This window comes from Aureimonas ureilytica DSM 18598 = NBRC 106430 (assembly GCF_000382705.1).
In the GTDB taxonomy this organism is placed as follows: domain Bacteria; phylum Pseudomonadota; class Alphaproteobacteria; order Rhizobiales; family Rhizobiaceae; genus Aureimonas; species Aureimonas ureilytica.
Map to the genome: position 1 here is coordinate 60,279 of NZ_ARQE01000008.1, position 22,270 is coordinate 82,548.

Annotated in this window: 18 protein-coding genes; 6 read left to right on the plus strand and 12 right to left on the minus strand. The window is 67.8% G+C overall.

Features of this window, described 5'->3' with window-relative positions:
* Positions 1 to 162 precede the first annotated feature (162 nt).
* The 9 genes from B146_RS0116675 to B146_RS27900 all read right to left on the minus strand — a co-directional run bounded on the left by B146_RS0116675 (position 163) and on the right by B146_RS27900 (position 11,400).
* Positions 163 to 1,221 carry an L-idonate 5-dehydrogenase gene (locus B146_RS0116675; protein WP_019997610.1) on the minus strand — a complete coding sequence of 353 codons (1,059 nt, stop codon included), beginning with the start codon at positions 1,219 to 1,221 and terminating at the stop codon, positions 163 to 165.
* Positions 1,218 to 2,624 carry a TRAP transporter large permease gene (locus B146_RS0116680; protein ID WP_019997611.1) on the minus strand — a complete coding sequence of 469 codons (1,407 nt, stop codon included), beginning with the start codon at positions 2,622 to 2,624 and terminating at the stop codon, positions 1,218 to 1,220. The genes B146_RS0116675 and B146_RS0116680 overlap by 4 nt, the downstream gene beginning before the upstream one ends.
* A 5-nt stretch (positions 2,625 to 2,629) precedes the next feature.
* Positions 2,630 to 3,202, minus strand: a complete 573-nt coding sequence (locus tag B146_RS0116685) for a TRAP transporter small permease (protein ID WP_019997612.1) — start codon at positions 3,200 to 3,202, stop codon at positions 2,630 to 2,632.
* A gap of 110 nt (positions 3,203 to 3,312) precedes the next feature.
* Entirely contained in the window at positions 3,313 to 4,302 is a 990-nt protein-coding gene (locus B146_RS0116690; protein ID WP_019997613.1) for a sialic acid TRAP transporter substrate-binding protein SiaP, read from the minus strand.
* 14 nt (positions 4,303 to 4,316) lie between these two features.
* The gene (locus B146_RS26410; protein WP_019997614.1) at positions 4,317 to 5,069 is read right to left on the minus strand and encodes a FadR/GntR family transcriptional regulator; all 753 of its coding nucleotides are present in this window, start codon (positions 5,067 to 5,069) and stop codon (positions 4,317 to 4,319) included.
* A 110-nt stretch (positions 5,070 to 5,179) separates the two neighbouring features.
* The gene (locus tag B146_RS0116700; protein ID WP_019997615.1) at positions 5,180 to 6,211 is read right to left on the minus strand and encodes an Ldh family oxidoreductase; all 1,032 of its coding nucleotides are present in this window, start codon (positions 6,209 to 6,211) and stop codon (positions 5,180 to 5,182) included.
* A gap of 527 nt (positions 6,212 to 6,738) precedes the next feature.
* A complete protein-coding gene (locus tag B146_RS0116710) occupies positions 6,739 to 7,695 on the minus strand; it encodes an alpha/beta hydrolase (RefSeq protein ID WP_019997617.1) in 957 nt (318 codons plus the stop codon).
* 325 nt (positions 7,696 to 8,020) lie between these two features.
* Positions 8,021 to 8,986: a magnesium and cobalt transport protein CorA gene (locus B146_RS0116715; RefSeq protein ID WP_026358684.1), complete on the minus strand. Its 966-nt coding sequence runs from the start codon at positions 8,984 to 8,986 to the stop codon at positions 8,021 to 8,023.
* Between the two features lie 128 nt (positions 8,987 to 9,114).
* A complete protein-coding gene (locus tag B146_RS27900) occupies positions 9,115 to 11,400 on the minus strand; it encodes a HAMP domain-containing methyl-accepting chemotaxis protein (RefSeq protein WP_019997619.1) in 2,286 nt (761 codons plus the stop codon).
* 428 nt (positions 11,401 to 11,828) lie between these two features.
* Here B146_RS27900 and B146_RS0116730 point away from each other — a divergent pair, with 428 nt between their 5' ends.
* A complete protein-coding gene (locus B146_RS0116730; RefSeq protein ID WP_019997620.1) occupies positions 11,829 to 12,893 on the plus strand; it encodes a spore photoproduct lyase family protein in 1,065 nt (354 codons plus the stop codon).
* A 49-nt stretch (positions 12,894 to 12,942) separates the two neighbouring features.
* Here the strand turns inward: B146_RS0116730 and B146_RS26420 are convergent, their stop codons facing one another.
* The 3 genes from B146_RS26420 to B146_RS0116745 all read right to left on the minus strand — a co-directional run bounded on the left by B146_RS26420 (position 12,943) and on the right by B146_RS0116745 (position 14,988).
* Positions 12,943 to 13,158, minus strand: a complete 216-nt coding sequence (locus tag B146_RS26420) for a DUF2934 domain-containing protein (RefSeq protein WP_244877425.1) — start codon at positions 13,156 to 13,158, stop codon at positions 12,943 to 12,945.
* 195 nt (positions 13,159 to 13,353) lie between these two features.
* On the minus strand, positions 13,354 to 13,815 hold the full coding sequence (gene derI, locus B146_RS0116740; protein WP_019997622.1) for a D-erythrulose-4-phosphate isomerase: 462 nt from the start codon (positions 13,813 to 13,815) through the stop codon (positions 13,354 to 13,356).
* Positions 13,816 to 13,929: 114 nt separating this feature from the next.
* The gene (locus B146_RS0116745; protein WP_019997623.1) at positions 13,930 to 14,988 is read right to left on the minus strand and encodes a sugar-binding transcriptional regulator; all 1,059 of its coding nucleotides are present in this window, start codon (positions 14,986 to 14,988) and stop codon (positions 13,930 to 13,932) included.
* Between the two features lie 182 nt (positions 14,989 to 15,170).
* Between B146_RS0116745 and tkt the strand changes: the two genes are divergently transcribed.
* The 5 genes from tkt (at position 15,171) to repB (ending at position 22,070) form a co-directional block, all read left to right on the plus strand.
* Positions 15,171 to 17,183 (plus strand): transketolase, encoded by a 2,013-nt coding sequence (gene tkt / locus B146_RS0116750; protein WP_019997624.1) that lies wholly within the window; start codon positions 15,171 to 15,173, stop codon positions 17,181 to 17,183.
* A 127-nt stretch (positions 17,184 to 17,310) separates the two neighbouring features.
* On the plus strand, positions 17,311 to 18,078 hold the full coding sequence (locus B146_RS0116755; RefSeq protein WP_019997625.1) for a triose-phosphate isomerase: 768 nt from the start codon (positions 17,311 to 17,313) through the stop codon (positions 18,076 to 18,078).
* A 23-nt stretch (positions 18,079 to 18,101) separates the two neighbouring features.
* Positions 18,102 to 19,166 (plus strand): class II fructose-bisphosphate aldolase, encoded by a 1,065-nt coding sequence (fba, locus tag B146_RS0116760; RefSeq protein WP_019997626.1) that lies wholly within the window; start codon positions 18,102 to 18,104, stop codon positions 19,164 to 19,166.
* A 572-nt stretch (positions 19,167 to 19,738) separates the two neighbouring features.
* A complete protein-coding gene (gene repA / locus B146_RS0116765) occupies positions 19,739 to 20,977 on the plus strand; it encodes a plasmid partitioning protein RepA (RefSeq protein WP_019997627.1) in 1,239 nt (412 codons plus the stop codon).
* Positions 20,978 to 21,035: 58 nt separating this feature from the next.
* On the plus strand, positions 21,036 to 22,070 hold the full coding sequence (gene repB, locus B146_RS0116770) for a plasmid partitioning protein RepB (RefSeq protein ID WP_019997628.1): 1,035 nt from the start codon (positions 21,036 to 21,038) through the stop codon (positions 22,068 to 22,070).
* Positions 22,071 to 22,270 lie beyond the last annotated feature (200 nt).

Consider the following 22,270-nt stretch of genomic DNA (forward strand, 5'->3'; position numbering starts at 1 on the left):
GGCGGCTGTGGACGGCGTTTCGACCGATACGGGTCCCACCGCGATCTGCCGTCGGCGCGCCGCACGCGGACGGCGAATTTCGCCGTCATCACCCGCCCGCGAAGCGCGGACCTCAACGCTTCCCGGTTCCCGTCCACAATCGACGCGAGGGTTGCGGAGCGCCTAGCTCGGGCCCTCGCTGCCGGTCAGCAAGACCTTCACGCTCTTCGTCCGGTCGAGCGCGAGCCGGAAGGCATCGTGGGCCTCCGACAGGGGAAGGCGCGCGGAGACGAGCGAGAGCACATCGATGCGCCCGGCCGCGATGTGGTCCACGGCCTCGTGGAACTCGGCCTTCGTGAAGCGGAGGGTGCCGCAGAGGTCGATCTCCTTGGCCATCACCGCGTTCATCGGCGCCTCGATCGCGCCACCCGGAAGATTGCCGACCTGGATCACCGTGCCGCCGCGCCGCACGGCGGCGATCGCGGTGGCGAGGCCCGCCGGCGTTCCGGAGACTTCGAACACGATGTCCGTGGCGTCGAGGCGTTGCGCGGCGTCCGCTTCGCTGAGGTTCACCGTCCGCTCGGCGCCGAGGCGCGCGGCGAGCGCAAGCGGCGCTTGCGCGACGTCGGCGGCCACGAGAGGCCCGGCGCCCGCCGCGCGAAGGCACAGGAGAATGAGGAGCCCGATCGGCCCCGTGCCGACGACCAGCGCGCTGCGCCCCGACACGTCGCCGGCCCGCGCGACGGCATGAAGCGAGACCGCGAGCGGTTCGGCGAGCGCCGCCGCCTCCAGCGGGAGCGTATCGGGAACCGCGACGCACTGCTCGGGCGCGACGTCGAAGCGCGTCGCGAAACCTCCTTGCATATGCGGCCATTTCGACGCCGAGCCCATGAAGAAGACGTTCTCGCAAAGGTTCGAGCGCCCCTCGCGGCAGCGCGGACAATGGCCGCAGACACGCGAGGGGTTGACCGCGACCCGTGTGCCGACGCGCAGGCCTTCCACCTCCGCCCCGACCGCCTCGACCGTGCCCGCCACTTCGTGGCCGAGCACGAGCGGCTCGCGCACCACGAAGTCGCCGGTCCGGGCGTGGCGGAAATAATGCATGTCGGAGCCGCAGATGCCGCCCGCGCCGAAGCGGATGCGGACCCTCGCCGGCGAAAGGGGGCCGAGATCCCGCGTGTCGAGGCGCAGGTCCTCGGCGGCGTGGACGGTCGCGGCCGTCGCGGTGCTTCGCTCGCTCATCGGATCAGCCCCATCTGCGTCGGCAGCCAGAGCGTGACCGCCGGGATGAAGGTGATCAGGATCAGCGCCAGGAAGAGCGGCACGAGCCAGGGCAGGATCGCCATCGTGGTTCGCTCCACCGAGAGCTTGGCGACGCGCGACAGAACGAAGAGCACCATGCCGAGCGGCGGGTGGAGGAGGCCGATCATCAGGTTCAGCGTGATGATGAGCCCGAAATGCACGGGATCGATGCCGAGCCGCAGCGCGATCGGAAGCAGGATCGGCACGATGATCGTGATCGCCGCGATCGTGTCGAGGAAGCAGCCGACGATGAGGACGAGAATGTTGACGAGGATCAGGAAGACGATCCAGTTGTCGGTGACCGCGAGGATCGCGTCGCTCATGAGCTGCGCCGCCTGGCTGACCGTCAGGAGCCAGGCGAAGACCGAGGCCGCCGTCACGATGAAGAGCACCGAGGCGGTGGTCTCGATCGTGTCGAAACTGGCTTTGGCGAGCGTGCGGAAGGTCATGGAGCGGTAGCGCACGAGGCCGAGGAAGAGCGACCAGATCACGGCCGCGACGGCCGCCTCCGTCGGCGTGAACCAGCCCATGGTCATGCCGCCGATCAGGATCACCGGCGTCATCAGCGCCATCACGGCGGAGAAGTCGTAGTACCAGTCGAGCGCGATCAGCACGGCGAAGCCGATCACAACGGCCATGTTCACGGACAGCCCGAGGAGCGTCAGCCCCCAGATGAAGAGCGGCACGGCCATGACCACCACGACCTCGACCGAGGCGGCGGCGAGCTTGCGCATCTCGAAGGGCGCGTCCGAGCCCCAGCCGCGCCGATGCGCGAAGATCGCCACCGTCACCATCATCAGGAGCGTCATCACGATGCCGGGCAGGATGCCGGCCATGAACAGCGCGCCGATCGAGACATTGGCCATCATGCCGTAGATCACGAAGGGAAGCGACGGCGGGAAGATCGGCCCGAGCGTCGCCGAAGCGGCCGTCACGCCGACCGCCGCCTCGACCGGATAGCCGTGATCCTTCATGGCCTTGATCTCGATCGTGCCGATGCCCGCCGCATCGGCCAGAGCGGTGCCCGACATGCCCGAGAAGATCACCGAGCCGATGATGTTCACCTGCGCGAGACCGCCCTTCATCCAGCCCACCAGCGCGACCGCGAAGGCGTAGATGCGGCCGGTGACGCCGGCGATGTTCATCAGGTTGCCGGCCAGGATGAAGAAGGGGACGGCGAGCAGCGGAAAGCTTTCCACGCCCGCGATCATGCGCTGGGCGATGATGATGTCCGGCGCGACGCCGAAGACGAGAAGGTAGAGGCCCGACGCCACGAACATCGAGATCGCGACCGGCACGCCGACCAGCATGAGAAGGAGAAAGGAGCCGATGAGAAGCAGCATGGCGGTCAGACTCCCGTTCCGTCGAAGGCTTCCGGGCGCTCCAGGACGGAGTAGCCGCGCCGCCAGTTGCGCCACGCGACCTGGAGCGAGCGAAGGAGCATCAGCACGAAGGCGGCGAAGACGGTGTAGAAGACGATCGAGCGCGGCAGGTCGACCGTCACCATGCGCTCGCGCGAGACGATGTTCACGTAGCGCCAGAGAAGCTTGCACGCATAGGCGAAGAAGCCGATGCGCACGACGTCGACGAACGTGGCGAGCACCCGCGCGAGCCGCGCCGACATGTAGTGGTAGAGGACGTCCACATGGATGTGGCGCGAGAAGCGCACGCACATGACCGATCCCAGGAAGACCACCACGACCAGGCAGTTGATCGCGATCTCCTCGGTCCAAGCGAAGCTGTTGTTGAGGACGTAGCGGGTGAAGAACTGGAGGAAGACGCAGAGCGCCATGCCCCAGAAGACCGCCAGCGCCGCCCAGTCCTCGACCGAGAAGGGCGAAAGGTCGGGCGGCCCCTGATCCTCCTCGAAGGCGTGGGCGAGTTCCTCGCCGGTGACGGGCGTGTGCGGGTTGGCGGACATGCGGGTCTCCCTCGGGCGGCGCCAGGGCGGCCCGTCAAGGTGGGATCGGTCGGGAACGGACGGGGTCCGGGGCCTCCCCCTGAGGGGACGCCCCGGATAGGCGCCCTCGCCTACTGGACGGCGCGGATCGCGTCGTAGTCGGCCTGACGGTAGCCGTATTTCTCGAGCGGCGAGCGCTCCTTCACGGCCCGCTCGAAATCGGCCTTGTCGACCTCGGAGACATCGATCCCGCGCTCGCGGAAGGTCGCGACCAGCGCGGTCTCGCGCTCCTGCACGATCTTGGTGGCGCGGGCGGCGGCCTCCAGCATGACCTCGCTGAAGATCGTCTTGTCCTCGTCCGACAGCGAAGCCCAGCGCGACTGGGAGATCACGGTGTTCAGGTGGTCGGTGATGTGGCCGGTCAGCGCGATGTGCGACTGCACCTCGTAGAACTTCTTGGCCTCGATCGTGGTGAGCGGGTTTTCCTGCGCGTCCACCGTGCCGTTCTGGAGGGCGAGATAGACCTCGGCGAAGGCGATCGGCGCGGTGTTGGCGCCGCAGGCCTGCGGCATGGCGAGATAGGCGGGCACGTCCGGCACGCGCATCTTGACGCCCTGCAGATCGGCGCAGGTCTTGATCGGCTTGTTCGCCGTGGCGTGGCGCGTGCCGTAATAGGTGACGGCCGCGATATGGTGGCCGGACGCCTCCTCGTAGCCCTTCGCCAGTTCCTTGAAGACGTCGCTCTTGGTGTAGGCGATGAGGTGGTCGGGGTTGCGGAAGATGTAGGGATAGTAGGTGACGCCGATCGGCGCGAACTCGCGGGCGGCGAAGCTCGAGCCCGAGATGATGATGTCCACCGTGCCGAGCGTCAGACCCTGGTTGATGTCGGCTTCCTTGCCGAGCTGCGAGGCCGGATAGACCTGGATCTCGTAGCGCCCGTCGGTGCGCTTCTTGATCTCGTCGGCCGCCCAGAGCGACTCGGTGTGGAAGGGCTCCGTCACCTCGTAGACATGGGCCCAGTTGAGCTTGGTCTGAGCGCTCGCCGCGCCCGCTCCGACGCCCAGCGCCGACAATCCCACCGCCGCGCCGAGCGCGGCCAGAAGCGTCCGTCGTCCGATCATGTCCTATCCTCCCGTTATCGTTTCTTTTGTTGTTCGGTTTCGGTGCCGCTCGCCCGCCCTTTCGGGTCCGCCTCGCCGAAACTCGTTTGAAAGCGCGACTGCGACGCCTGAAGATGGCTTCGCATCGCCGCCGTAGCGCCCGCGCGATCGCTGGCCGCGATGGCGTCGCGCACCAGCATGTGCTCGGCATGGGCGAGGCGCCAGCTCTCGTCGGTCTCGAAATAGTGAGACAGGCGCGCAAAATAGGGCGTCATCCGCTGGTCGAAGAGTTCGCCGACGAGGCGCTCCAGGACGGCGTTGCCGAGGCTCGCCGCCACCGCGACGTGGAAGGCGCGGTCCAGCGCGATCGCGGTCGCGGAAGGGTGGGGACCGGCCGCCATGCGCGCCAGCGTCTCGTCCAGCCGCGCCAGATCGGCCTCGCCCGCGAGTGCGGCGGCTTCCCCCGCGACCGCGCTTTCCACGAGTTCCCGGGCGCGCAGGATCTCGAAGGGGCCTTCGGCGATCCTGTCATCGATCGCGGCCGGCTGCTCGCCGGAGATGCGGGTGACGTAGATGCCGGAGCCGACGCGGATGCGCACATAGCCTTCGACCTCCAGCGCGATCAGCGCCTCGCGCACCGTGGGGCGCGAGACGCCGAGCCGCTCGGACAGCTCGCGCTCGGTCGGCAGCCGGTCGCCCGTCGCATAGGCGCCCGAGGCGATCAGCTCGCGAATCTGGTCGGCGACCTGGCGATACAGCCGGCGCGGTTCGATGGCTCGAAGGGACATGCGTCGTGAAGCCCCTCCCAAAGCGTTCACAACCGGTCAATTGATCTGACCAATTCGGAGACTGTTTCCGAAGTCGGCGCCGCCGTCAAGCCGGTCCCGGCGATGTCGCCTCATGCGAAGCCGAGAAAGGCCGCCGTGTCGGGATCGATCGGGATGCCCTGCGCCAGGCGCTCGCGCTCCACGGCCCATTCCCGGTCGCCGGGCGCCATGACGGGGCCGGCGCCCTCCACTGCCGGGCTCGCGCGCAGGGCCGCGAGATAGGCGCTCATTCCCGCCTCGAAGACGGCGCGGCCGCCGAAGCGCTCCGGGTCCACGGCGAGCACGAAATGGCCCATGCCGCGCGGCGTCGACATGTCGCCGTCGCCGACCATCGGGATGAAGTCGGGGTCGCGCGTCGCGCCGGTCAGAAGGGACGAGAACAGCGTCGCGACGCCCGCGAGCGCGGCGCCCTTGAAGCCGAAGTCGCTGCCGCCGAGCGGCAGGAGCATCTCGGCAGCCGCGGCGTCTCGCGTCGGCACGCCGCTCGCGTCCGCCGCCACGCCCTCGGGAAGCTCGCGCTCGAGCGAGCGGTAGAGAAGGACGCGGTTCTGCGGGATCGACGAGGTCGCCATGTCCAGAAGCCAGGGCTTGCCGCCCGTGGTTGGGGCCGCGAACGCGAGAGGATTGGTGCCGTGGAAGGGCCTGGCGCTTCCGAACAGGGTGACGACGGAGTCCGAGTTGGTGGTCGAGAAGCCGATGAGGCCGGCTTCCGCGATCGCGCAGGCATAGGCGCCCGCCGCCCCGAAATGCGAGGAGCGCGTCGCGCCGACCGCCCCGATCCCGCTTTCGCGGGCGAGATCCACGGCCACCTCGGCGGCGCGGTAGGCGACGAGATGACCGAGGCCGTCGTCGCCGTCCACCATGGCCGTCGATGGGCCGGTGCGCCGGACCGAGAGGCTCGGGTTCGGGTTGATCCTCCCGGAGCGAAGCACCCGGCAGTAGTGTCCGACGAGACGGGCTCCGTGACTGTCGACGCCCAGAAGCGAAGCGTGCATCATGGCGCGCCGCGCGGCGGCCGCCCCCTCGGCGCCGGCGCCGGCCGCGCGAAGCGCCTCCTCCAGCGCTCGCGACAAGCGGTCTGCTGCGACGAGTGTTTCCTTCATGGCATCCTCCAGGCGTTCCCGATGCGGTGGGTCAGGTGGCGGGAACGCGCCAACGCCTTCCCTGCGGCAACCACCCTCCCGACAAAAGCACGAACGCGCCGAGCCCGCTCGCCGTTCGCGCCTTCGTTCCGATCCGGACCTTGGACCGATCCTTGCGGACGGTCACGAGCCTTCTTGCGTCGAGCCGCGAGCGCGCGTCCGCGATCCGCAGGACGCGGGAGGCGCGCCAGCGCCAACCGTCGCGATCCATTCGCGCATCGCCCTGACGACGAGGCCCCTTTTCACCGGCGGAGCGCGTGAGGGGACGATGGTCTCCCGCACAGGCTACAACGCCATGTCCGGCGGCGCGGCTAAGACCGCGCCGCATGAGGTTCAGGCTCCGGTCACCCGACGGGCGGCCTCGCGCCTGCACGCGGCGGGCACCACATCCTTGCCGGCGTCTCGTTCGCGCGAAGCCGTGGCATCGAACTGAGTGTCCAGCCCCATGCCGTCTTCACCAGCGCTGCGGCGAGGTCGCTCGCTGGCCCTCAGGCGGCGGACAGGCGCTCGCGCAGGAAGAAGGCAATCGTGTCGAGCGCGGTGTGGGTCGCGGACAGAACGCCCGCGAGTTCGATGAAGCCATGCACCATGCCGGGGAAGTTGCGGTGGATCACCGGGACCTCGGCGTCCCGCAGTCGAGCGGCGTAGCCCAGACCATCGTCGAGGAGGATGTCCCGGCTGCCCGTGATGACGAGAGCCGGGGCGACACCCGCGAAGGAGGACGCGGCGATCGGCGAGACCCGCCAATCGTCGGCGAGGTTCCTGTCAGCGAGGAACTCGTCGATCAGGAAAGTTGCCGCGTCCTGCGTCAGCGGAGGAACCGTCGCGTTGAGGACGCGCGAGGGGCTGGACCACGAGGCCTCCCGAACGTCGGTGCAGGGATAGATCAGAACCTGGCCGCGCAGCGAAAGCCCCGCGTCCCGGGCCGCAAGCGCCACAACCGCGCTCAGCGCGCCGCCCGCGCTGTCGCCGCCGACGGCCAGACGCCGTGGGTCGCAGCCGAATTCTCCTGCGTGTTCGGCGATCCAGAGGAGCGCGGCGATGGCATCCACGGGGCCGGCCGGGGCCGGGTGCTCGGGTGCGAGCCGGTATTCGACGGACAGGACTGCACAACCGGCGCGATGGGCGATCTGGCGGCAGACCCGGTCGTGGGACGCGATGCTGCCGATGACCCACCCGCCCCCATGGAAGTAGACGAGAGTGGGAGCACTCGCATCCGTCAGCCCTTTCGGCCTGTAGAGGCGCAACGGAATCGACCCAGCCGGACCCTCGGCCGAGAGATCGCGGATATCGGCCATTTCGACGACGGGTCCGCCCAGCGCGGCGCCTTGCGCTTCGTAGAAGCGCCGTCCCTCAGCGACCCCCATCTGCCGGAACGTGGGAACCGGATGCTGCGCGGCCATGGCGAACAGAGCTTCGACTTCAGGATCCAGATACAAGGACATGCCCCACCCTTCGCGTTTCAGCTGTCAGGATCGAACGGGATGTGCGCCCGCCGACCGCCGCCTGCGTCGCACCGGCATCCGGCGGCCGTCTCTGTGCATGCGGCCCCGGACCGGGCGGCGGGGACCATGGCCCCGCCCTGACGGCGTCGGAAGCCATAGTCGGGGGTCTGGACGAGATCAACATGCTCGGGGCGGACGGCGGTCCCTCCGATGCGGATCGTGCGGCTGGAGGTCGTACCAGCTGCCCCCGGTCTCGCGCCGCATCCGCGCCTCGGCCGCGGCGCGCTTGCGCTTCGATGTGTCGGAGAGAGCTCGGGTGCCCGACCTAAAGCCAGCCGCTGCGGCGGAACCGCCAGAACAGGAACCCGGCGATGGCGAGGATGCTGGCCAGAACGACGTAATAGCCGTAGCGCCAGTGCAACTCGGGCATGTTCTCGAAATTCATGCCGTAGACGCCCGCGATCGCGGTCGGCACCGCGAGGATGGCGGCCCAGGCGGCGAGCTGGCGGGTGATCTCGCCCTGCCGGTGCTGCTCCAGGAGCGAGGAGGCTTCGAGCGTCGCCGTGATGCTGTCGCGCGCGCCTTCGATCCGCGCCGAGGCCCGGCGGACCCGGCCGTAGACGTCGCTGAAATAAGGGCGCACGTCGGCGTCGAACCCTTTGTGATCGAGATGCGCGAGGCGTTCCAGCACCTCCTCCATCGGCCCCATGATGCGGCCGAAGCGGGCGAGCTCGCGGCGGATCAGGAACAGGCGGTTGATCTCGGCGCGCGTCAGAAAGGCATCGAGCGCGCGCCGCTCCATGTCGAAGAGGTCCTCCTCGATCGATTCCAGAACCGGCTCGTAATTGGCCACCACGAAGTCGAGAACCCCGTAGAGCACGTAATCGACCCCGTAGCGCAGGAGCAGCGGCGAGGCTTCGAGCTTGGTGCGCAGAGGCTTGTGGTCGCTGTGCGAGCCGGTGCGGATCGTGACGATCACGTCCTCGCAAACGAAGATCGAGGTGTTGCCGTAGCGGATATGGTCGCCCTCGCGCATGGCCGTGCGCGCCACGAGAAACAATTCGTCGTCGTAGATCTCGATCTTGGGGCGCACATGCGGATGGCGCGCGTCCTCCAGCGCCAGCGGGTGGAGGTCGAAGCAATGGCCGAGCGCGGCCATCTCGGCTTCGGTCGGGTCCGCGATGCCGATCCAGACGAAGCCGCCGGGCTCGCGGCGCGGCAGGGGCTCTCCCAGCGAGACTTCGCGCACGCGCTTTCCGTCCCGGTATTCGTAGGCGGCGACGACGGTCATGAGGAAGAGCCCGCAACGAGAAAGGAAGGCCTGGTCGGTTCGCCCTCGGGCGAACAGTCCGGCGGCCGCCCCGACGCACGGGTCGGAGCGGCCGCCGATGAGAGGGGGATGCGAGATCGCGGCAGGGTTCAACCGCTCATGCGCTCGAAGCCCTTCTGCCGATCGGTGTCGCCGAGATCGAGCTCGAAGCCGGTTCGCGCCGCGGGCGTCTGAGCTTCGGCCACCGCCGCGGCCGCTGCCATCGCCTTGCGCGGGGAGCGCGGGGCGGCGGGCTTGAAGCGGCCAACCCGCTCCTGCAGCGCGCGGACGTCGCTCTGCACCGGCGCTTCCATGGGCAAGCCGTCGAAGCTGCGCGAGGCGGCGGGGGCGCGCTCGTCCTTGTCGCTCAGGCGGAAATAGGCGATCCGATCGGTCAGGCGGCGGGCCTCGGCGGCGAGCTGCTCGGAGGTCGCCGACATTTCGTTGGCGGCCGAGGCGTTCTGCTGCGTCACCTGATCGAGCTGCTGGATGGCCGAGCTCGTCTGCTGGGCGACCTCGTCGATCTGCTGGGCCGACTGCGTGACCTGCTGGGTCACCTGATCGAGCTGCTGGATCGCCTGGTTGATCTGATCGGCGCCGACATTCTGCTCGCGGCAGGCGGCGGAGATTTCGCCGACCAGATCGGCGGTGCGCTGGATGTCGGGAACGAGCTGTTCCAGCATCCGGCCGGCTTCCTCGGAGATCGAGAGCGTCGAGGTGGACAGCGTGCTGATTTCGGCGGCCGCGGCCTGCGAGCGCTCCGCGAGCTTGCGCACTTCGGAGGCGACGACGGCGAAGCCCTTGCCATGGGCGCCGGCCCGCGCCGCTTCGATCGCCGCGTTCAGGGCCAGAAGGTCGGTCTGGCGGGCGATTTCCTGCACGATGCGGATGCGGTCGGCGATGGTGCGCATCGCCTCGACCGAGTTGGTGACGGCGGTGCCGCTGCGCTGGGCGTTGCTGGAAGCCTGCGCGGCGATCTTGGCGGTGGCGCCGGCATTCTCGGCGGTCTGGCGGATATTGGCCGCCATTTCCTCCATGGCCGCCGAAGCCTGTTCGGTTGCGGCGGCCTGTTCGGTCGCGCCCTGGCCGAGCTGCTGGGTGGAGGCGGCCTGTTCGGTCGCGCCCTGGCCGATCTGCTCGGTGGAGGCGGCCTGCTCGGTCGCGCCCTGGCTCAGCTGCTCGGCGGTGATGGCGGACTGGCGGGCGCCGGCGGCCACCTGCTGGGCCGAGGACGTGACGTCGGACACGATCTCGCGCAGCTTCAGCGTCATCGTGTTCATGGCGTTCAGGAGGTCGCCGATCTCGTCGCGGCTGGTGACGGCGGCGGTCTGGCTGAGATCGCCGGCGCCGATGCCTTCGGCGAGCTTCACGGACCGGGCGAGGCTGCGGGCGATCGAGAAGGAGATCCAGAGCGCGGCGGCGGTGCCGATGAGAACCGCGCCGACGATGAGGCTCATGAGGATGAGACGCGTCGATGCGTAGGTGCTCTGGGCCTCTTCCGAGTAGCGCGTCGCCTTCAGCGCAAGATCGTCGTTGAACGCGCCGATGAAGCTGGTCAGCTTCTTGGAAACGACGGTCACCTGATTGTCGAGCATGTCGCGGGCGGCGGCGAACTCGTTGCGCACGCCGACCTGCGCCTGACGGTTGAGTTCGTCGCGGGCTTGCGGCCAGCCGGCATTGAGCTTGCCGAGAATGTCGGCGCGCTCGCCGCCGAGCTGGCGCGTCAGCGTGTCCAGCAGACCGCGAACCACCGGCTCGCTTTGCTCGGTCGCCGCGGCGGAGGCCGCGATCTGAGCGTTATCGGGCAGAACCACGGCGGAGATCGCGGAAAGGCGCGCGGCATCCATCGCGTCGAGAAGCTGTGCGGCGGTCAGCGACGCCTCGCCGGTGCCGGACCGGGCGAGATCGTCGCGCAGAGTACGCAGTTCGGACATGAGGGGCGCGAGGGAGCCGTTCAGCGCCAGGATCGCCTTGCTGCCGTTCTGGATGTCGGCTTTCGCGAGACTGTCGATCGCCTGATCCGACACGCCCCTCAGCTCCTGCACCAGCGCGGCGAGTTCGGTCATCTTCGGGCGTTCGGCTTCGCTGGAAGCGGCCGCCAACTGGCTCACGGCGGTGTCGATGCTCTTCCAGTTGTTCGCGACGTCATTCTTGAGCGACGCGGCGAGCGTCTCGTCGTTGCTGAGGAGGATGCGCAGAAGCAGACGCCGCAGATCGAAGACGTTCGACTGGATCACGAGGCCGTTCTGGACCTGCACGAAGGGGCCGTCCACGAAGCCCGACATGGCTTGGTTGGTCTGCCCGAGGCCCTTGAGGGCCACGAAACCACAAGTCCCTAGGAGCACGAGCACGACGCCGAAAGACGTCAGAAGCTTCGCTTTGATCGTTACGCGCATTGCGGTCCTCTCCGGGTTCCGACGCATTCGGAACAGTGGCTGATCGGGATCGAGGTCGTGCGGAAGCCCCCGCGCGCCAGCGCAGGCTTCGGCAATTCGCTCGCGCGCCGCTTGCCCAGGTTTTGCCGGACAGGTGACGCTGGTTTTATGGGCGGATAGGCGGTCGCAGCGGCCTCGACCGTCTTGCCCCGGCCTGGCCTGCTGATTCCTTAAATTCCGTCTCGGAGATTGCGCGAAATTGATTGAAGGGAATCTAACGTTGGAGAAGGTTCCATCCCGCTTTCGAAAATTCACCCAAGTATTGCCGATACGAGTCAGCCGGGACTTTACCTTCACCCACTCCCGCCTCGACTGTGGGAAGACAGCGCATGGTTGCACCGCGTCGCGCTACCCTTCCCAAGCCAAGTGCGCGCCCATATCCTGACGTCATGGCCCCTCGCCCGCTCATCGACCCCAGCCTCATCTATATCGAGCCCGCCGCCCTCGCCCATCCGCGCGGGCAGGCCATTCTGGCGCGCTTTCCACGAGCCGAGCGGGTGGAGGTGGACAGCCACTGGCGTATTCCGGCCCTTTTCAACGATCCATCGAGCGTCGAGGATTGGCTGCGCATCAAGCGCGACGTGCTGGTGCTCGGCGTAAAGAAGGGCATGACGATGCGCCCGAACGGGCGCAGCGCCGATTTCATTGCGCCCTCCTCCTCCAATGGCTGCGCGATGGCCTGCGCCTATTGCTATGTGCCGCGCCGCAAGGGCTATGCGAACCCGGTCTCGGTCTTCGTCAACGGCGAGGATGTCGCGTGGGCGCTCACGCGCCATGCCGCGAAGCTCGGCGCCAAGCTAGAGCCGAACACGATCGATCCGGTCGCGTGGGTCTACGATCTCGGGGAGAACGGCGATCTCTCCGTCGATGCCACGCTGTCGGACAATGTGCGCCTGCTGGTGGCGGCGTTTCGCGACATCCCGAACGCCAAGGGCTCGTTCGCGACGAAATACGTCAATCGCGATCTTCTGGACTACGACCCGCAAGGGCGCACGCGCATCCGCTTCTCCCTGATGCCCCAAGCCATGGCGCGGATCGTCGATATCCGCACCTCACCGATCCCCGAGCGCATCGCGGCGATCAACGATTTCGTGGCGGCCGGCTACGAGGTTCACGTGAACTTCTCGCCGGTGATCGTTCACGAAGGATGGGAACCGGAGTGGAAGGCGCTGTTCGCCGAACTCGACGCCGCGCTCTCGCCCGCCGCCAAGCGGCAACTCAAATGTGAGATCATCATGCTGACGCACAACGCGGCTCTGCACGAGATCAATATGGGCTGGCACCCGAAAGGCGAGGACTTCCTGTGGCGCCCGGACCTTCAGGAGGAAAAGCTCAGCCAGAGCGGCATGACCAATCTGCGCTATCGCCACGGCTGGAAAGGGCAATGGCTGGCGCGGCTGCGCGGCTGGCTCGGCGAGGCCATGCCCTATTGCGAAATCCGCTACGCCTTCTGACGAGGCGCGGGCGCATGGCCCGGCCTATGCTCGGCCGGACAGCCTGGGGTCAGTGATAGGTCGCGGTTTCCGCGACATAGGGCTGGGCGGACCAGAGCATCCGGCGCATGAAGGCGATCTCGCCCTCCACCGCGTTCGGCTGATACCAGGGCTGGGCCGGATCGGACGCCGCGCGTTGGCGCTCCGCCATCAGCCAATGTTCCAGAGCCCGGCCCTCGGGATAGCCCTCCGATTGCCAGATCGCATAGGCGCGATCCCGGATCATCTGAATGTCTTCGCCAAGGAACATCGTCGTACACCCCTGCAACAGCATTCCTCTGGGAAAGCTAGGGCGGATGCGCGGGCGCGAATAGGGTGATGCGGCAACAGTGCCGCGCCGTCCCTCCCCTCCCCTGTCGCGAAGGCGAGGGGCGTCGAGCGGGCCGACCGATGAGGCCGGCCCGCTGGACACTCTTCAGTCTCAGGCGGTCTTGTACTTCTGCTCGACCGCGTCGATCGCATCGACATTCGGGCCCGAGGAGGATGCGGGGTCGAAGGTCTGGGCGAGATAGCTGTCGACGATGGCCTTGGCGAGTTCGGGGCCGATGACGCGGGCGCCCATCGTGATGATCTGTGCGTTGTTGGAGAGCGCGGCGCGCTCGGCCGAATAGGTGTCGTGCGTAAGGGCCGCGCGGATGCCCGGCACCTTGTTGGCCGAGATGCACACGCCGATGCCCGTGCCGCAGATCAGGATGCCGCGATCATAGGTGCCGTCCACGACCTGGCTCGCGATGCGGTCCGTCGTGGTGGCGTAGCGCTCGCTTTCGCCCGACGGCGCGGCGCTCGCATCCACCACCTCGAGATCGCTGCGCTTCTGCAGATGCTCCAGGATCACCTTGACGAGAGGAACACCGGCGCTGTCGCCGCCCAGAACGATCTTCATGGTCTTGTCTCCTTGGGGCCTTAAGGTCGGGCGCAAGCCTCGCTCGGCCCGGACGGACGGCCCATCGCCGCGCCGCCTGATATCTGTTACTTCAAACACTTTCCGTTCAAATGTTCAAGGCGTCGCCAGCCGATCCCCGGCCGGACGCAGGGCCTCGTCCAGTGCCAGAATGCTTTGGGCGTTGGCGAGCGAGGTCGCCAATATGTCGAGAACTCCGGTGCGCAGCGCGGCGAGGATGGCGACCGTCTTGGTCGGTTCGGAGGCGATGGCGACGACATGGGGGATGGCGCGCATCTCGTCCAGCCGGAGGCCGATCACCCGCCCGCCGAGGATCTCGTTGCGCTCGCGCCCGTCGAGGTCGAAGAAGTCGTAGCCCATGAGATCGCCGACGACGCCGGCGGCGCGGGCGGCGAGGATTTCGTCGCGCTTGAACCAGCCCATGCGCACCATGTGGCTTTCCTCGCCGAGATCGCCGATGCCGATCAGCGCGAAATCGGCCGAGCGCGCGACGTCGAGCGTGCGCCGAACGGTCTGGTTGCGCAAAAGCGCGTCGCGCAAGGCGGCTTCCGGCACATAGGCGGGCGCGTAGAGCGTTTCGGGCGTGCCGCCGAAGCGCCGGGCCAGCTTGCGGCAGATATGGTCGGCATTGCCAGGCTCGCCCGCCCGGTGCGCGCCGCCGGTGGCGCAGACGAACACGGCGCTGCCGAGCCCCGGGCGGCCGCGCGTGTCCGCCACCGCCGCCACGTTGCGGCCCATGCCGACCGCCACCGTCGATCCGTCGTGAAGCTCGCGGTCGAGGAAATCGGCCACCACCAGCGCCACCTCGTCGCGCTGCGCCTCCGCATCCGCCCGGTCGGCCGCGATCAGGGCGCGTTTCAGGCCGAAGCGGGCGCGAAGGCGCTCCTCGATATCGGCGGCCACGGTGCGATGAACGCGAATGCGCACGTCCACGACGCCTTCCTCGCGCGCCTGGCGCAGGAGACGGCTGACCTTCATGCGCGACAGGCCGAACTCGGCGGCAATGTCGGCCTGCGTCGCCTCGCCTTCGTAGTAGCGGCGCGCGATCTCGGTCATCAGCTCGATCTCGTTCGGTGCGATCGCGTCCATGCAGCCCTCCGCCCTCGGCGTGGCGGGCGGCTCCGCTTCGAGCCGACCCGTGTTGGATGTGTTCATATGGTATTTCCCTGTTCATATGAACATATTTCATCGGAGGCGATTGATTTGACGCGTGCCGCGTGGGAATGCTCGTGCCGGAACGGACAGGGTTTCCAGCCCCTCGCCCGCTCGCCCTGGCGCTCCGGCGCGGACGGGGCGGCGAGCGGATGGGCGCGGAGCCCATCTCTTGGAGGACCCGCATGCTCGACAAACCGAACCTTCCCCCCCTCGACGCCAAGGTGACGCGCTATCTGGCAAGCGGCATCCGCTTTCTGTCGATGGACGCGGTGGAGGCCGCCAATTCCGGCCATCCCGGCATGCCGCTCGGCATGGCCGATGTCGCGACGGTTCTGTTCTCGCGCTTCATGAAGTTCGACGCCAGCCAGCCCAACTGGCCCGACCGCGACCGCTTCGTCCTGTCGGCCGGCCACGGCTCGATGCTTCTTTACAGCCTCCTGCACCTCACGGGCTACGAGGACTTCTCGATCGACGAGCTGAAGCGCTTCCGCCAGCTTCATTCCAAGGCCGCCGGCCATCCCGAGTTCGGCGAAGGCGCCGGCATCGAGACCACGACCGGCCCGCTCGGCCAGGGGCTGGCCACCGCCGTCGGCATGGCGCTCGCCGAGCGCATCCTGAACGCGCGCTTCGGCTCCGATCTCTGCGAACATTATACCTATACGATCGCGGGCGACGGCTGCCTGATGGAAGGCGTCAGCCAGGAGGCGATCTCGCTCGCCGGCCATCTGAAGCTGAACAAGCTGATCGTCCTGTGGGACGACAACCGCATCACGATCGACGGCGCGACCGATCTCACCACCTCCGACGACGTCGCGGGCCGCTTCGCCTCGGCCAACTGGAACACGGACGCCGTGGACGGGCATGACCCGGTCGCGATCGCGGCCGCGATCGAGCGCGCGCAGACCTCCGACAAGCCCACCCTCATCGCCTGCCGCACCACGATCGGCTATGGCGCGGGCAAGAAGGCCGGCACGTCCGGCGTCCACGGCTCGCCGCTCGGCGCCGAGGGCATCGCCCATGCGCGCGAATATTTCACCTGGGCGCACGAGCCCTTCGTTCTGCCCGAAGACCTGACCGACCAGTGGAAGAGCTTCGGCCGTCGCGGCGCGGCGGACGCCAAGGCCTGGGCCGAGCGCCTCGCCCAAGCGGACGCGGCGAAGCGCGAGGCTTTCGAGCGCGTCCTGAAGGACGGGTTCGACGGCGATCCGGCCGCGATGCTGGCCGAGCTGAAGTCGAAGATGCTGACCGACAAGGCCTCGCTCGCCACGCGCAAGGCCGGCCAGATGGTGATCGACGCGCTGGCGGCCAAATCCGCCAAGCTGATCGGCGGCTCGGCCGACCTGTCGGGCTCGAACCTCACCAAGGCGGGCGGCGCCAAGCCGGTCCAGGCCGGGGCCTATGACGGCAATTACGTGTTCTACGGCGTGCGCGAGCATGCCATGGCCGCGATCATGAACGGCCTGTCGCTGCATGGCGGCTTCACGCCCTTCGGCGGCACGTTCCTATGCTTCTCCGATTATGCGCGCCCGGCCATGCGCCTGTCCGCCCTCATGCACCAGCCGGTCGTCTACGTCATGACGCATGACTCGATCGGCCAGGGCGAGGACGGCCCGACGCATCAGCCGATCGAGCACCTCGCTTCGCTGCGCGCCATGCCGAACATGCTCGTCATGCGCCCGGCCGATGGGATCGAGACCGTGGAATGCTGGGAAGCGGCGCTCGGCGACGTGAAGGCGCCCACGACCCTCGTCCTGTCCCGCCAGAACCTTAAGGCGGTCCGCACGGAAGCCTCGGCCGAAAACCTCTCGGCCAAGGGCGGCTACGTGCTGCGCGAGGCTGAGGGCGGGGCGCGCGAGGTGACGATCCTCGCCACCGGCTCCGAGGTCGAGATCGCGGTCGCGGCAGCCGAGAAGCTCGCCGGCGAAGGCGTGAAGGCGGCGGTCGTCTCCCTGCCCTGCTGGGAGCTCTTCGCCAAGCAGCCCAAGGCCTATCGCGACACCGTGCTCGGCCAGGCGCCGCGCATCGCCGTCGAAGCCGCCTCCCCCTTCGGCTGGACGCGCTTCGTCGAGGACGAGGACGACGTGATCGGCATGACCGGCTTCGGCGCCTCGGCGCCGGGCGGCGATCTCTACAAGCATTTCGGCATCACCGCCGAGAAGGTCGCGGAAAAGGCCAAGGCCAAGGCCCGCGCCTGACACGGCAAGCCAAAGGGGCCGGTTCGAAAGAGCCGGCCCCTTTTTTGTGGGGCGCTCGCGGACGGCGCCCCTCCCCGCGCGGTCGACACGCCGCCGGATCGAACGCAGACGAATTGGAGAGAGTATTTTGCGCAAGCGCCCCTGGATCGGCACCAGCTGGAAGATGAACAAGACGATCGCGGAGGCCGACGCCTTCTGCGAGACGCTGAAAGCCTCCGAGCGCGCCGCCCGCTCCGACGACGCCCAGCTCTTCGTCATCCCGCCCTTCACGGTCCTTCATCGCGTGGCCGAGCATCTGAAGGAGACCGACGTGATCGTCGGCGCGCAGAACGCGCATTGGAAGGACAGCGGCGCCTGGACCGGCGAGATTTCCGTGCCGCAGGTGCGCGATTGCGGCGGCGCCCTGATCGAGATCGGCCATTCCGAGCGCCGGACCTTCTTCAACGAGACCGACGAGACGGTCGCGCTGAAGACCGCCGCCGCCGTTCGCCATGGTCTCACCGCGCTCGTCTGCATCGGCGACACGCGCGAGGAATATGACGAGGGCCGCACCGAGGAAGCGCTGGAGCGTCAGGTTCTCGCCGCGATCTCGGAGGTCGACTGGGCGGGCGGCGCGAAGGTGATCCTCGCCTATGAGCCGGTCTGGTCGATCGGCGAAGGCGGCACGCCCGCCGAGCCCGATTTCGCCGACGCCCAGCACAAGCGCATCAAGGCGCTGACCGCGGACAAGCTCGGCACCCCCCTCGCCGTCCTCTATGGCGGCAGCGTCAATCCCGGCAATTGCGTCGATCTAGCTCTCTGCGAGCATATCGACGGTCTCTTCATCGGCCGCTCCGCCTGGAATGCGGACGGCTATCTCGGCATCGTCGCCGACGTCACGGCCGCGCTCGGCTGATCCCAACGGAAGGACAAGACCCCATGGCCCTGATCACCCTCCGCCAGCTTCTCGACCATGCCGCCGAACACGGCTACGGCGTGCCCGCCTTCAACATCAACAATATGGAACAGGGGCTGGCGATCCTCACTGCGGCCGCCAAGACCGATGCGCCGGTCATCCTCCAGGCGAGCCGAGGCGCGCGCGCCTATGCCAACGACCTGATCCTCGCCCGGCTGATCGAAGGCCTTGCCGAGATGCACCCGGACATTCCGATCTGCATGCATCTCGACCATGGCAACAACGAAGCCACCTGCATCACCGCCATCCAGCACGGCTTCACCTCGGTGATGATGGACGGCTCGCTGAAGGAGGACGGCGCTTCGCTCGCCGACTACAGCTACAATGCCGGCATCACGCGCCGGGTCGCCGACATGGCCCATTGGTGCGGCGCTTCGGTCGAAGGCGAGATCGGCGTCCTCGGCTCGCTCGAAACGGGCTCGGGCGAGAAGGAGGACGGGCACGGCTTCGAGGGCACGCTCAGCCACGACCAGCTTCTGACGGACCCGGACGAGGCGGCGCGCTTCGTCGAGGACACGCATGTCGATGCGCTAGCCGTCGCGATGGGCACCTCGCACGGCGCCTACAAGTTCTCACGCAAGCCGGATGGCGAGGTGCTCGCGATGAATGTCATCGAGGCGATCCATTCGCGGCTCCCCAACACCCATCTCGTCATGCACGGCTCCTCCTCCGTTCCGGAAGATCTGCAGGAGATCGTCAACAAGCATGGCGGAGAGATCAAGCCGACCTGGGGCGTGCCAGTGGAAGAAATCCAGCGCGGCATTCGCCATGGCGTACGCAAGATCAATATCGACACGGACTGCCGCCTCGCCATGACCGGCGCGATCCGCAAGGTCTTCGCCGAGAAGCCCGAAGAGTTCGACCCGCGTAAATATCTCGGCCCCGCCATGGCGGCCGTGACCAAGCTCGCCGCGCAGCGCTTCGAGGAGTTCGGCACGGCGGGCCACGCGTCCAAGATCAAGCCGATCGCGCTCGCCGACATGGCCAAGCGCTATCGCGACGGTTCGCTGAAGACCTCGGCGGCCTGATCCGACGCTCTATTGGCTCTTAGAAGGGGCCGGTGCTTCCTCAGGGAAGCGCCGGCCTTTTTCGTTTGTGAGAGGCAGTCGGATGGGGAATGGGGAGCGCAGAGGAGAGAATCAAACGGCGGGAGAGAATCGGTTCTATGTGGCCCCGCCGCGCGCCGCTTGGCCCATGCATCCTGCGCATCCACAGCTCTGGCCGTCCTCATTGACAGCTGTCAACGCGCTCGACAATCGAGAAATGTTATGAGAAACAACGGGATAGCAGCCAAGGCGAAATGATCGCTCTCGCCGCAGACCTCCCCGTCAACCGGCAGACCTTACCCAATCATGAAGGCGATTTGACTCTTTCCCGGCCCGGCCGCATCCTCGTTAACGGTTTGGACCGTTAGATCGAGTGGATACCGTTACTGATGGATGGGAGCGCAAGCCTCGGGATCGACCCGAATGCTTATAAGGAACCGGAGCCCGAGGGCGAGTCCGGGGCCCGTTCCAGCCGTGCCGCTCGCCGCAGCGCAGACCCTTCCCCGCGCCGAGCCCCGACCGGGCCGGCGCGGCGTTCCAAACGAGGCCCGCTTGTGTCCAAGCCGAAATCCAAGTCTCTAGAGCCCAAGCCCGCCGACGAGCAGATCGCGGCCGACGCGCGGCTTCTGTCGAGCCAGTTGCAGGCCATGCGCCAGCGGCTCTTTCCGCCGACCTCGTCGAAGACGCTGCGCCCCTTCACGTCGGGGGAAGCGGCGCGTCTCATCGGCGTTTCCGACAGCTATCTGCGCCAGCTCTCGATCTCGGGCGAAGGTCCGCAGCCGGAGGTCGGCCCGTCCGGCCGCCGTTCCTACACGCTGGGTGACATCAATGCGCTGCGCCGGCATCTGGCGGGCCAGCACGAGGCGGGCTCGCCCAAGGCCCGGCAATATCTGAAATGGCGCCGTCCCGACACGGACGAGCATCTGCAGATCATCGCCGTCACCAACTTCAAGGGCGGCTCGGGCAAGACCACGACCTCCGCGCATCTGGCACAATATCTGGCGCTGCAGGGCTACCGGACCCTCGCCGTCGATCTCGATCCGCAGGCGTCCTTTTCCGCCCTTCTCGGCTACCAGCCCGAGCTCGACCTCACCGGCAACGACACGCTCTACGGCGCGATCCGCTACGACGACGAGCGCGTGTCGCTGGAGAGCATTATCCGCCCGACCTATTTCGACGGGCTCGACCTCGTGCCCGGCAATCTGGAGCTTCAGGAGTTCGAGCACGCGACGCCGCGCCAGCTCGCCGAAGCGCAGCGCGAGGGACAGGCCGGCGAGCGCCTCTTCTTCGCCCGCGTGCAGGACGCCCTGCGCGAGGTCGAGGATCGCTACGACGTGGTGGTGATCGACTGCCCGCCGCAGCTCGGCTTCCTGACGCTCGGCGCGCTCTGCGCGGCGACCTCGGTTCTCGTGACCGTGCATCCCCAGATGCTCGACGTCGCCTCGATGAGCCAGTTCCTGTTCATGACCTCGGACCTTCTTCAGGTCGTGCGCGAGGCCGGCGGCGATCTCAACTTCGACTTTCTGCGCTATCTCGTGACGCGCTACGAGCCCCATGACGGGCCGCAGGCGCAGATCGCCGGTTTCCTGCGCGCGCAGTTCGGCGGGCGAGTGCTGACCAATCCGATGCTGAAATCGACGGCGCTGAGCGATGCCGGCCTCACCAAGCAGACGCTCTACGAGGTGGCGCGCGAGAACTTCTCTCGCTCCACCTACGACCGGGCGATGGAGTCGTTGACCGCTGTCAACAGCGAGATCGAAGCGCTGATCCTCGAGAGCTGGGGGAGGGTCTGACCATGCAGGGCAAGACGACCTTCACAGCCGCTCGCGTTGAGTTCCGGGGAGGCGCCGCATGAGCCGGCGTCGCGACGAGTTGAAGGCGCTGCTCGGCGGCGCGCCGCCAGCCGAGGCCGAGGCGCCGGAGCCGCAGGACATCGCGTCGGAGCCGCGCCCGCGCTCGCATTCGAGTTCCGGCGCGGTGAAGGCCATGGGTCTTGCGCTCGGCAATCTGCGGGCCGAAGCCGAGGACGCGCGTGTGCTGCGCGAGCAGGTGGCGCGCGGCGAACGGGTCGTGGAGATCGACCCCAATCTCGTCGAGCCCGCCTTCGTCGCCGACCGCCTGTCGCAGCCCGACCGATCCGACGAAGCCTTCGACGCGCTCTGCCGGTCGATCGAAGAGGGCGGGCAGGAGGTGCCCGTTCTGCTGCGCCCGCATCCCGAGCCCGAGCGCGCCCGCGCCGGCTGGTATCAGACCGCCTATGGCCATCGACGGGTCGCGGCGGCCCGCGCGCTGGGGCTCAAGGTGCGCGCCGTCGTGCGCCCGCTCAGCGATGTCGAGCTGGTGGTCGCGCAGGGCAAGGAAAATTCCGAGCGCCGCGATCTGTCCTTCATCGAGCGCGCGCTCTTTGCCGAAGCGCTGCTCCAGCGCGGCTTCGAGCGCGCGACGGTTCAGTCCGCCCTGTCGCTGCACAAGGCGGAGATGACGCGGCTCCTTCAGGTGGCCGAAGCGGTCCCCGCGGCGATCGCGCGAGCGATCGGCCCGGCGCCGAAAGCGGGGCGCACGCGCTGGATGCTGCTCGCCGACCAGCTGAAGACCGCTGCGGCCCGCGACAAGGCCGAGCGGGAGATCGCGACGGAGCGCTTCGCCAAGGCGACCAGCGACGAGCGCTTCGTTCTGATGCTGGAGCGGCTGACGCGCAAGGCGAAGCCGGCGACTGCCGCGCCCGAGGCGCTGGCGGAAGCGGGAGGGCGCGTCGTCGCAGCCTTCCGCGCCGACGCCAAGCGCCCGGTGATCGAGTTCAAGGGCGAGGGCGCGTTCGCCGCCTTCGTCGCATCCGAAATTCCCGCGCTCTATGCCGCCTTCAAGGCGCAAGAGGGCGAGGACTGATCGGCGGAACCAACCGCCGACACGTCGAGAAACCGCAACGAACCGAAGGAAAGGACAGAGATCGAGGCAGACCAAAAAAAAGGCCCCCGAAACGTGATGCTCCGGAAGCCCTTTCAAGATGTAGCAATCTGAAAGAATCATGTCCGGCATTCTCTGTCAAGAGTCGGTCGCGTTCCGGCAACGCCTCTGCTTTGCCTCGA